General features: G+C 66.3%; 11 protein-coding genes. 10 read left to right on the forward strand and 1 reads right to left on the reverse strand.

From position 1 onward, the window contains the following. Positions 1–10 precede the first annotated feature (10 nt). Genes ACTIF6_RS05470 through ACTIF6_RS05495 form a run of 6 tightly spaced genes read left to right on the forward strand, consistent with a single transcriptional unit; the run spans position 11 to position 6,953 of the window. Positions 11–1,510, forward strand: a complete 1,500-nt coding sequence (locus ACTIF6_RS05470; protein ID WP_439586994.1) for a tripartite tricarboxylate transporter permease — start codon at positions 11–13, stop codon at positions 1,508–1,510. After that, a complete protein-coding gene (locus ACTIF6_RS05475; protein WP_439586995.1) occupies positions 1,507–2,337 on the forward strand; it encodes a sugar phosphate isomerase/epimerase family protein in 831 nt (276 codons plus the stop codon). The genes ACTIF6_RS05470 and ACTIF6_RS05475 overlap by 4 nt, the downstream gene beginning before the upstream one ends. Then, complete coding sequence (locus ACTIF6_RS05480; protein ID WP_439586996.1) at positions 2,334–3,692, forward strand: enolase C-terminal domain-like protein; 1,359 nt, start codon at positions 2,334–2,336, stop codon at positions 3,690–3,692. Before ACTIF6_RS05475 ends, ACTIF6_RS05480 begins: the two co-directional genes overlap by 4 nt. A 27-nt stretch (positions 3,693–3,719) precedes the next feature. Continuing rightward, a complete protein-coding gene (locus tag ACTIF6_RS05485) occupies positions 3,720–4,883 on the forward strand; it encodes a Gfo/Idh/MocA family protein (RefSeq protein ID WP_439586997.1) in 1,164 nt (387 codons plus the stop codon). A 4-nt stretch (positions 4,884–4,887) separates the two neighbouring features. Next, positions 4,888–6,075: a dihydrodipicolinate synthase family protein gene (locus ACTIF6_RS05490; protein ID WP_439586998.1), complete on the forward strand. Its 1,188-nt coding sequence runs from the start codon at positions 4,888–4,890 to the stop codon at positions 6,073–6,075. After that, complete coding sequence (locus ACTIF6_RS05495) at positions 6,075–6,953, forward strand: sugar phosphate isomerase/epimerase family protein (RefSeq protein WP_439586999.1); 879 nt, start codon at positions 6,075–6,077, stop codon at positions 6,951–6,953. Before ACTIF6_RS05490 ends, ACTIF6_RS05495 begins: the two co-directional genes overlap by 1 nt. Before the next feature lie 16 nt (positions 6,954–6,969). Here the strand turns inward: ACTIF6_RS05495 and ACTIF6_RS05500 are convergent, their stop codons facing one another. Next, a complete protein-coding gene (locus ACTIF6_RS05500) occupies positions 6,970–7,917 on the reverse strand; it encodes a LysR family transcriptional regulator (protein ID WP_439587000.1) in 948 nt (315 codons plus the stop codon). 40 nt (positions 7,918–7,957) lie between these two features. Between ACTIF6_RS05500 and ACTIF6_RS05505 the strand changes: the two genes are divergently transcribed. From ACTIF6_RS05505 to ACTIF6_RS05520, 4 genes are all read left to right on the forward strand, one after another. Further along, complete coding sequence (locus ACTIF6_RS05505) at positions 7,958–8,923, forward strand: Bug family tripartite tricarboxylate transporter substrate binding protein (RefSeq protein ID WP_439587001.1); 966 nt, start codon at positions 7,958–7,960, stop codon at positions 8,921–8,923. Positions 8,924–8,998: 75 nt separating this feature from the next. Beyond that, positions 8,999–9,682, forward strand: a complete 684-nt coding sequence (locus tag ACTIF6_RS05510; protein WP_439587002.1) for an RraA family protein — start codon at positions 8,999–9,001, stop codon at positions 9,680–9,682. A gap of 20 nt (positions 9,683–9,702) precedes the next feature. Then, a complete protein-coding gene (locus ACTIF6_RS05515; protein ID WP_439587003.1) occupies positions 9,703–10,608 on the forward strand; it encodes an NAD(P)-dependent oxidoreductase in 906 nt (301 codons plus the stop codon). Between the two features lie 3 nt (positions 10,609–10,611). Next, complete coding sequence (locus ACTIF6_RS05520; RefSeq protein WP_439587004.1) at positions 10,612–11,688, forward strand: cyclase family protein; 1,077 nt, start codon at positions 10,612–10,614, stop codon at positions 11,686–11,688. Position 11,689 lies beyond the last annotated feature (1 nt).

Here is an 11,689-nt window from a genome sequence, read left to right on the forward strand (position 1 = left end):
GGTTCTCATCATGTTTGACGGACTGATCATGTTCGGGCAGTCGATCGCCCGCTTCAGCGATCCCGAGTTGCTGCTGTACGCGCTCCTGGCTTCGCTGGTGGGGGTGATCATGGGCGCACTGCCCGGTCTCACCGCCACCATGTCACTGGCGCTGATGACAACGCTCACGCTCAAGCTGCCGCCCGAGCAGGCGTTGCTCATCCTCATCTGCACCTACGTGGGCTCCATCTACGGCGGCTCCCGTTCGGCGATCCTGCTCAACATCCCCGGCACACCCGCCTCGGCCGCGTCCTGTCTCGATGGCTACGCGCTCGCGCGCCAGGGCATGGCGGGCCGTGCCATGGGCATCGCCACCACCGGCTCGGTCATGGGCACGCTCATCGGCATGTTCTTTCTTGCCACGCTCACGCCCGTGCTCGGCGGCATGGCGCTGAAGTTCGGCGCCTACGAGTTCTTCTGGCTGGCGTTCTTCGGCGTCATCATCGCCGGCACGCTCACCGGCGACGACCCGCTCAAGGGCTGGATCGCGGGCATCGCCGGCCTGTTCATCGCCACCATCGGCCAGGAGCCGCAGTACGGCTACGAGCGCTTCGCCTGGGGCGTGCGCGACCTCGCCGGTGGCATCCAGCTGGTGCCCGCGCTGGTCGGGGCCTTCGGCTTTGCGGAGCTGCTCACCGCCATGCGCTCGCGGCAGGCGCCGGTGAAGATCAGCGCCTTCGACCGCGTGATCCCGCGCCTGCGCGACGTGACGCAGTACTGGCGCACCATCCTGCGCTCGGGCCTCATCGGCACCGGTGTGGGCATCGTGCCGGGCGTGGGTGAGGACGTGGCGGCCTGGTCTTCCTACGCCGCCGCCAAGCGCGCGAGCAAGGAGAAGGAAAAGTTCGGCAAGGGCTCGGTGGAAGGCCTGATGGCCGCCGAGACCGGCGACAACGCCTGCGTGCCCGGTGCGGTCATTCCCGTGCTCACGCTGGCCATTCCCGGCTCCGCGCCCGCCGCCGTGCTCATGGCCGCCATGATCATCCACGGCGTCAAGCCGGGCCCCCTGATCATGGTGGAGAACCCCTCGTTCGTGTACGACGTGGTGGCCATGATGCTGCTGGCCACCATCGGTATCCTCATCTACGGCCTGGTGCTCACCAAGGCGCTGGTGCAGGTGCTGCGCGTACCCCAGCACCTGATCGTGCCCATCGTCTTCGTGCTCTGTGCGGTGGGCAGCTTCGCCATTTCGGGCCGGTTGTTCGACGTCTACGTGATGCTGGCCTTCGGCTTCATCGGTTACTTCCTGCGCCACTATGGCTACCCCATGGCACCGCTGGTGCTGGGCATCGTGCTGGGCGACCTGATGGAGAAGAACCTGCGCCGCGCGCTCATCCTCTCCGACGGCGACCTCTCGCCCTTCTTCACACGCCCCATTGCCGGCACGGTCGCTGCGATGATCTTCGTCACCATTGCATGGAAACTGTGGTCCCTGTATGGTCGCAAGCCCGCCAACAAGGCGCCAGCATGAAGCTCTCGCTGTGCAACGAGGTGCTGCAGCCGCTGCCACTGGACGCGCAATGTCAGGCCGCCGCGCGCATGGGCTACGACGCACTTGAAATCGCGCCCTTCACGCTGACTGGTGACACTGAAAAGCTGGACACAGCCACCGCCCGCCGGGTGCGCGCCACCGCGCACAGCCACGGCCTGGCGATCTCCAGCCTTCATTGGCTGTTGGTGAAACCCGAAGGGCTGTCGCTCGTCACCGACGACATGACACTGCTGCGCCGAACGCTGGACCTGCTGCGCCGCCTGATCGAATTCACCGCCTCCTGCGGCGCGCAGGTGCTGGTGCATGGCTCGCCCCGCCAGCGCTCGCCCGCGCCGGGCCAGAGCGTGGCCGATGCCACCCTGCGGCTGGAAGCCGCGCTGGCCGAACTGGCACCCCACGCGCAGGCCGCCGGCGTCGTGTACTGCCTGGAACCGCTGGGTCGCTTTGAAACCCCCGTGATCAACACCGTGGCCGAAGCCGCCGCACTGGTCGACAGCGTGGGCTCTCCTGCGCTGCGCACCATGCTCGATGTGAGCGCGGCCTCGCACAGCGAGAGCGAACCGGTGCACGAGGTGCTGCGCCGTTTCCTCGCCAGTGGTCACATCGCCCACGTGCAACTGAACGACCGCAACCGGCGCGGCCCCGGCCAGGGCGACACCGACCAGCGCCCGGTGCTGCAAGTGCTCAGGGAACAAGGCTACGCAGGCTGGATGGCCGTGGAGCCGTTCGAATACCTGCCCGACGGCCCGGCTTGCGCCGAGGCTTCCGCGCGCCACGTGCGGGATCTCTGGAGAACACTTCAATGACCGCCGTTTCCCTGCGCATCACCGAAGCACTGCTGTTTCAGCGCCATGTCACGCTGCGCCTGCCCTTCCGCTTCGGCGCGGCCACCGTCACGCAGTGTCCACAAGCCTTTGTGCGCGTGCGCGCCGAGGTGGGTGGCAAAAGCTTCGAAGGCGCCAGCGCCGAGCTGATGGTGCCCAAGTGGTTCGACAAGTCGCCCGCGCTGACCCACGAGCAGAACTTCGAACAACTGCGCGAGTCGCTTCGCAACGCGCGCGATGCGCTGCTGGCCACCGGCCACACCATGAGTCCTCACGCGCATTCGCAGACCGCGGGCGAAGGCGCGCTGGGCGTGTCGGTGGCGCGGGGGCTGCCAAGACTGGCAGCGCAGTTCGGCCCGGCGCTGATGGACAAGGCCGTGGCCGACGCCGCTCTGCGCGCCGCTGGGTTTTCATGGGTAGACGGGCTGCGCGCCGGCGTGCTGGGCGACCCGTGGAGCCAGCGCCTGGACATCGCCAGACCGACGCAAGTGGTGCTGCGCCACACGGTCGGCCTGGCCGATCGGCTGAGCGACGACGAGCCCGGCCCCGATCCGCAGGATGGTTTGCCCACCACCCTCGAATCCGCGATTCGCCGCCACGGGCTGCACCACTTCAAACTCAAGCTCAGCGGCCAGATCGATCCCGACCTGGATCGCCTCGCGCGCATCGCCGCGGTGTTGCAGCGCCTGGGTGTGGACTACCGCGCCACGCTGGACGGCAACGAGACCTTTGCCGATGCCACCACGCTCGGCGCCTACTGGCGTGCCTTGCAGGCGAGCACGCCGCTGACCGACCTGATGCGCCGCACGCTGCTGCTCGAGCAACCGCTGGCGCGGGCCGTGGCGCTGCGCGAGTCCATCGCCTCGCTGCCGATCGGTGTGCCCGTGATCCTGGACGAATCCGACGACCATGCCGGTGCTTTCGAGCAGGGGCTGGCGCTGGGCTACCGCGGCATTTCCAGCAAGGCCTGCAAGGGCATCTACCGATCGCTGGCCAACGCCCACCGCATGGCGAACGATGCGCGCCTGCTGCTCTCCGGCGAAGACCTCACCTGCCAGGCCGGTCTGGCCGTGCAGCAGGACACGCTGTTGGCCGCCAGCCTGGGCGTCACGCACATCGAACGCAATGGGCATCACTATGTGGACGGCTTCGGCACGGCACCACCCGAGGAAGCCCAGGCCTTTGCTGCCGCTCACCCCGGGCTCTACGACACCGACGCCAGCGGCCGCCCGCACCTTGCCGTGCACGACGGCCGGATCGACCTCACTTCCCTGCACATCCCGGGCTTTGCCAGCGCGGCCGCGCCGCTGTGGCACAGCCTGCAGGCCATCCACTGATTCACACCGCCTTCACGGAGAACCCACATGGCAACCAAGAAACTCGGCCTCATCATGCACGGCGTGACCGGTCGCATGGGCATGAACCAGCACCTGATCCGCTCCATCTGCGCCATTCGCGCCCAGGGTGGCGTCACCCTCTCCAATGGCGACAAGGTCATGCCCGATCCCATCCTGATCGGCCGCAACGCCGAGAAGATGGAAGCCCTGGCCAAGGCCCACGGCATCGCACGCTGGGGCACCGATCTCGATGCCGCGCTCGCGAACAAGGAAGACACCGTGTTCTTCGATGCCGGCACCACGCAGATGCGCCCCACCCTGCTGGCCAAGGCCATCCGTGCCGGCAAGCACGTGTATTGCGAGAAGCCCATCGCCACCAACCTCAACGAGGCGGTGGAGATCGCGCGCCTGGCGACAAGCTCCGGCCTCAAGCACGGTGCGGTGCAGGACAAGCTGTTCCTGCCCGGCCTGCGCAAGCTCGACATGCTGCGCCGCGCCGGCTTCTTCGGCCGCATGCTCAGCGTGCGCCTGGAGTTCGGCTACTGGGTCTTTGAAGGCGACCTGCAGCCCATCCAGCGCCCGAGCTGGAACTATCGGCAAGAGGACGGCGGCGGCATGATCCTGGACATGATGTGCCACTGGCGCTACGTGCTGGACAACCTGTTCGGCGAAGTGAAGTCGGTCTCGTGCCTGGGCACCACGCACATTCCGAAACGTTGGGACGAAGCCGGCAAGCCCTACGAATGCACGGCCGACGACGCCGCCTACGCCACGGCCGAACTCACCGGACACAACGGCGAGAACGTGATCGCGCAACTCAACATGAGCTGGGCCACCCGCGTGAACCGCGACGACCTCGTCACCTTCCACGTCGACGGCACGCACGGCTCGGCCGTGGCCACACTGACCGGCTGCAAGGCACAGAGCCGCGTGAACACGCCGCGCCCGGTGTGGAACCCGGACGTCAAGAACACCATGAACTTCTCCGAGCAGTGGCAGGACGTGCCAGACACGCAGGTCTACGACAACGGCTTCAAGATCCAGTGGGAGCACTTCATCCGCCACGTGGTGGAGAACGAACCCTACAAGTGGACGTTGCCCGAAGGTGCCAAGGGCGTGCAACTGGTGGAGCTTGCACTGCAAAGCTGGAAAGAACGCCGCTGGGTCGACGTCGAGCCCCTGAAAGTCTGAACCCATGGCCCTCTCGCTCAAACTCCCCAACGCCTCCGGAAAGATCGAGGCCTACACCCTGCGCAGCACCACGCCGGTGAAGCCCGCACCGGGTGTGAAGTTCAACCGCATCGCCTACTCCGCCGCCCACGTGGTGGCCGACCCGCTGGCCGCCATCGACCCCTGGCTGCAATGCGCGGTGGATTGGGACGCCACCATCGCCTACCGCCAGCGCCTCTGGTCGCTCGGCCTCGGCGTGGCCGAAGCGATGGACACCGCACAGCGCGGCATGGGACTGGACTGGCCCACGTCACTGGAGCTCATCCGCCGATCGCTCGACGCCGCGAAGGACGTGCCCGGCGCGCTGGTGGCCTCCGGCTGCGGCACCGACCACCTGGTGCTGGAGAACGTGAAGACGGTCGATGAAGTCATTGCCGGCTACGAGGAGCAGATGGCCGCCATCGAGAAACTCGGTGGCAAGCTGATCGTGATGGCCAGCCGCGCCCTCGCCCGCGTGGCCAAGAGCCCGGCCGACTACGAGCGCGTGTACGACCGCATCCTCAGCCAGGCCAAGCAACCGGTGGTGCTGCACTGGCTGGGCGACATGTTCGACCCCGCGCTCAAGGGCTACTGGGGCAGCAACGATCCGGACAAGGCCATGGACACCGCCCTGGCCGTGATCGCCGCTCACCCCGACAAGGTGGACGGCATCAAGATCTCGCTGCTCGACAAGGACAAGGAGATCGCCATGCGCCGCCGCCTGCCCAAGGGCGTGCGCATGTACACCGGCGACGACTTCAACTACGCCGAACTGATCGCCGGCGACGACTGGGGCTGCGAGAAAACGCACGGCCAGAGCGATGCCCTGCTCGGGATCTTCGACGCCATCGCGCCCGCCGCCAGCGCCGCGCTGGGCGAACTCGCACAAGGCAACCTGCAGAAATTCCACGACATCCTCGGCCCCACCGTGCCGCTCTCGCGCCACATCTTTGCCGCGCCCACGCGCTTCTACAAGACCGGTGTGGTCTTCATGGCCTGGCTCAACGGCCACCAGAGCCACTTCACCATGGTGGGCGGCCAGCAGAGCACACGCTCCCTGCCCCATTTCGCCGAGCTCTTCCGCCTGGCCGACGCGGCCAACCTGCTGGAACAGCCCGAGCTCGCCGTGCGGCGCATGAACACGCTGCTGGCATTGCATGGTGTGAACAACTGATGCGCGACTTCTCCCTGGACCACCGCTGGCTCTCCATCAACACCGCCACGGTTCGCAAGAGCCATGGCCAGGAACAGCCACTCACCGACATCATCGAAGCCTGCGCCCGGCTCGGCATCCAGGCCATCTCGCCCTGGCGCGACCAGGTGGCCGCCAGCGGCCTCAAGGAAGTAAGCCAGTTGGTGAAGACCCACGGCTTGAAGCTCTCGGGCTACTGCCGTGGCGGCATGTTCCCGGCCACCGACGCCGCCGGCCTGCAGGCCGCGCACGACGACAACCGCCGCGCCGTGGACGAAGCCTGCGAACTCAACGCCACCTGCCTCGTGCTGGTGGTCGGTGCCCTGCCCGGCGCACTCGCCGGTAAAGCCGCACACAAGGACATTGCGCTCTCGCGCCAGCAAGTGCAGGACGGCATCGGCGAACTGCTGGGCTACGCGAAGGCCAACGGCATGCCATTGGCCATCGAACCCCTGCACCCCATGTACGCCGCCGACCGCGCCTGTGTGAACACGTTGGAGCACGCGCTCGACCTCTGCGACCTGCTGGACCCCACGAAGAGCGGCGCGCTCGGCGTGGCCCTGGACGTCTACCACGTGTGGTGGGATCCGAAACTACAAGCCCAGATTCAGCGCGCCGGAAAGAGCCGCCTGCTCGCCTTCCACGTGTGCGACTGGCTCACCCCCACCACCGACCTGCTCAACGACCGCGGCATGATGGGCGACGGCGTGATCGACATCCCACGCATCCGCGGCTGGGTCGAAGACCAGGGCTTCGACGGCTTCAGCGAAGTGGAGATCTTCTCCACCGGGAACTGGTGGAAGCGGGATCGCGACGAGGTGTTGAAGACCTGCATCGAGCGGCACCGCAGCGCGGTGTGACCCGATACCTGAGACATCAACCCGCCTGTTTCTGAGCGTCCAGCATGTCGATGAGCCGCTGGGCGGCCGTCGACAGGTAGGCTTGATCACGGTGCATGACCACCATCGTGCGGATCATCGTGGTCTCCTTCAGCGCCACCTCCATCAAGCCGGTTCGCGCCGATCTCGACGTCAGGTGATGCCGGGAGATGAAGCTCAGCAGCCCGGTCTCTGCGATGAGGGTCGGAAGCATCAGCAGCACGTTGCTTTCCACCTGCACGTTCGGGCGCGGAAGGCGGCGGCGGTCGAAGGTGTGGTCGAGCCAGTCTCTCAGGGGTGCCCCCACAGGTTGAAGTGCCCAGCGGTACTGTGTCAGCCGCTTGAGCGTGGGGGGCGTGCGGAAGACGGGGTGACTGGCACTGGCCGCCACCACGATGGCGTCTTCAGCGAGCACACGTGAGACCAGCCCGGGGTGCGAGTGCGTCTCCGACGCGATGACGATATCGAGTTCGCCCTGCAGCAACATCTGCTTCAGGTTATCCACCAAGCTGACGACGGTGCCAAACGTCACCTCGGGCGCTTCCTGAAGCAGGCGCCGCACCGCCGATGGCAGCAGGAACTGAGCGGCCGTCGGGACGACGCCGACTCGCACGTGCCCGGTTGAGCCGCTGCCCAGCGCAGTGACTTCGCGCTTCGCATCTTCCATGTCGTTGCGCACGCGCTGCGCCCACCGCAGAAGGGTATGACCTGCCTGTGTCAGCTGGATACCACGTCCCGCGCGCTCGAACAGGGCGGAGCCGCATTCGGCTTCCAGACGCCGGATGCACGACGTCAGCGCAGGCTGGGTACGGTGCAGCTTTTGTGCAGCACGGCCTACATGCAGCAACTCGGCGATCGTCTCGAAGTACCTCAGATCACGGGCATCCATCGCAAAAGTCCCATTTATGAAATTCAAGGAATTATCGATTGGATTCTTTTGGCGCATCTTCACATACTGCGCGAACCACTACAAAGGAGACAACGTCATGCTGAAACGCCAAGCCATCATCATGCTGACGGCCACCGTGCTGTCGGCCACCGCTTTCGCCCAGTCCTGGCCCACGAAGCCGATCCGGCTCGTCGTCCCCTTCCCGGCAGGAGGTGGCACGGACATCATTGCGCGCGATGTGGCCAACAAGGTCTCCGAAAACACCAAGTGGGCCTTCGTGATCGACAACAAGCCGGGATCGGGCGGCAACATCGGCATCGACAACGTGGCCAAGTCCCCGGCGGACGGCTACAGCCTGGTACTCGGGCAAACCAGCAACCTGGCGATCAATCCCAGTCTCTACACGAAGCTGCCCTACGACCCGGCCAAGGACCTGACACCGATTTCGATGGTCGCGAGCTCGCCGCTGGTGATCGTGGTCGCACCCGAATCTCCCCTCAAGTCCATGAATGACGTCGTCGCTGCCGCCAAGGCCAAGCCCGGCGAAGTCACCTTTGCCACCTCGGGCAACGGCACGGTGGCCCATCTGGCCACCGAGCTGTTCCAGAACCAGGCCGGCGTCAAGCTCATGCACGTGCCCTACAAGGGTGCTGCCCAGGGCATCAACGACGTGATGGGCGGACGGGTGCAGATGTACGTGTCCTCCGTGCCCACGCTGATCGGGCATATCCGCAACGGCAAACTGCGACCACTCGCCGTGACCTCGGCCAAGCGCACCGACGACCTGCCACAGACACCGACCGTCGAGGAGTCTGGCTACAGGAACTTCGAAGCGATCACCTGGTTCGGCGTGCTCGGGCCGGCCGGATTGCCCAAGGACGTCAGTGCGCGCCTGAACGATGAAATCAACAAGGCACTGACTTCGGCCGATCTGCGCAAGCGCCTGAACGATCAGGGCGCGGAAGTCGCAGGTTCGACGGCCGAGCAATTCGCCAACTACATCCGTGAAGAGACGGCCAAGTGGGGCCGTGTCGTCAAGGAATCGGGCGCCAAGATCGACTAACCACCGGACTATGAAGATGCCGGCCTTACTGTGAGGCTGGCGCCAGCGTGCCCGATTTCATCCCAGGAAAAATACATGAGCTTGCCCGACATCATTCGAGAGTTCGACAGGGTCCCCGCATCTGTGGTGCAACAGGCTGCCGGCTTCCAGGCCGCGATCCTGGCTGACGTCGCAGGACGGCGCGGCGCACTTCATGGCCGCATCAAGGCGCTGCGTCCCGACATGCACGTGGTCGGCACCGCTTTCACGGTGGACGTACGACCGGGCGACAACCTGATGATCCATGCAGCGATGTCCCTGGCCAAGCCCGGCGACGTGCTGGTCGTCGACGGCAAGGGCGATCAGACGGCGGCACTGATGGGCACGATCATGATGACGGCTTGCCGCAAGCTGGGCATCGCCGGCGTCGTGATCGACGGTGCCGTTCGGGATTCGCTGGAAATCGAAGAGATGGAATTCCCTGTCTTCAGCGTCGGCACGAACCCCAACGGTCCCACCAAGCTAATGCCCGGACGGATCGGGCACCCCGTGAGCGTCGGCGGCGTGACCGTTCACCCGGGCGACTTCGTCCTGGGCGATGCCGACGGCGTGGTGGTGGTCGAGCGGGCCAGGATCGAGTCGTTGATTCCACTGGCCGCGAAGAAGGTCAGGGACGAGGCCCATCGCATCGAGGCGATCAAAGGCGGTGACGTCGCGGCGAAGTGGCTCGACGCCGCCTTGCGCGCGGCGGGCGTGCTCAAGCCGGGTGAATCGCTGTGAGCGCCGCAGCAACGAAGCCCGTGATCCTGATCACCGCGGCGGACCTGGCGCCCCAGGCGCTGGCACTGCTGAAAGACCATGAGATCGTCTATGCCGGCAAGACACCGTCCGATGACGACGTTGTCGCTCTGTGCCGGCAACACAACCCGCACGCCATCATCGTGCGCTACGGCAAGGTCGGCGCAGCGGCGATCGCGGCGGCACCCGCCTTGCGCGTCATCTCCAAGCATGGGAGCGGCACGGACACCATCGACAAGGTCGCCGCCCAGGCCAGGGGGGTGGAAGTGCGAGCGGCCATCGGGGCCAACGCGGCAGCCGTGGCCGAGCAGGCGCTGGCGCTCCTGCTGGCTTGTGCCAAATCCGTCCCGCAGTTGAACGCACGCCTGCATGATGGTCACTGGGACAAGGCCACGCACAAAAGCATCGAACTCGGCGGCCGCACGATCGGTCTGGTCGGTCTCGGGGCGATCGGTGGACGATTTGCGCGGATGGCCGCCAGCATGGACATGCGAGTCATCGGCTTCGATCCTTACGCAAAGACCGCACCGCGTGACGTGGAGCTGGTCGATCTGAAGACGCTGTGGGCATCTGCCGACGCGATCTCGTTCCATTGCCCTCTGACCGACGAGAACCGGGGGCTGCTCGGGCGAGACGCGCTGGCGCAGTGCAAACGCGGCGTCATCGTCGTCAACACGGCGCGCGGCGGACTGATCGACGAAACGGCCTTGCTCGAAAGCATTCGCTCTGGCCGCGTGGCCAGCGCAGGACTGGACAGCTTTGCCGTGGAGCCCATGACCACCGGCCATCCTTTCCAGGGCGAGCCCCGCATCATCCTCAGCCCGCACGTCGGGGGCGTGACCGCCGACGCCTACGTGAAGATGGGTGTCGCCGCCGCCGAAAACGTCCTGTCGGTGTTGCGCGGGTAGGCCATGGCTCAGCGATGGCAACGGGCGCCCGCCGGATCGAACTGGGGCGAGTTCGGACCCGACGATCAGCGCGGCCGCATGAACCTGGTGACGGCGGCGAAGGTGCTCGAAGGCGTGCGCGAGGTCCAGGAGGGCCGCACTTTCTGCCTGTCGCTGCCGCTCGACTACCCCGGCGGCGAGAGCATGAACCCGCGACGCAAGATGCCGCGCCGCTTCTCCGTCGTGCGCGATGGCAAGAGTGCGGGACAGCAAGGCTTCTGCTGGCCCTATGCCGCCGAGGACCCGGACCTCACGGATGTGGTCAACGACGACGTCGTGCTCATGAGCCTGCAGTACTCCACACAGTGGGACAGCTTCGCGCACATGGGCAGCCGGTTCGACGCGGACGGGGATGGCGTGGCGGAGGCCGTCTTCTACAACGGGTTTCGCGCCGGCGTCGACATCCGGCCCGGCATCGAGGACCTTCAGGCGACCGAGCCCTTCGCTCGCTACCCGGGCCCGCAGGCCGATGCACTGGGCATCGAGCACCTGGCCGAGCACGGCGTACAGGGTCGGGGCGTCATGGTCGATCTGGAGCACCATCTGGGCCGCCAGCGACAGGCGGTCGGCTATGACGCATTGATGCGCATCCTCGAGGCCGACCGTGTCGTCATTGAAGAAGGCGACATGGTCTGCCTGCACACCGGATTTGCCGACACGCTCTTGTCCATGAACCGCCAGCCAGACCTCGCTCGCCTGCACGAGACAGGAACAGGCCTCGACGGTTGGGATGACCGACTGCTCAACTGGATCGTCGACGCGCGCCTGGCTTGCCTGCTCGCGGACAACCCGGCGGTGGAACTGGTGGTGCCCAAGCTTGCCTCGCCCACGCGCGCGGGCAACGGCCTGCGTCAGCCGCGCCTGCCGCTGCACGAGCACTGCCTGTTCAAGAACGGTATCCATCTGGGCGAGCTTTGGTACCTGACAGAACTTGCGCGATGGCTGCGGTTGGCAGGCCGCTCGCGTTTCCTGCTGACTGCGCCCCCGTTGCGGTTGCCCGGTGCCGTGGGGTCCCCCGCAACACCGATTGCCACCGTGTAGA

The organism is Hydrogenophaga sp. (genome assembly GCF_051860785.1).
Classification (GTDB): domain Bacteria; phylum Pseudomonadota; class Gammaproteobacteria; order Burkholderiales; family Burkholderiaceae_C; genus Hydrogenophaga.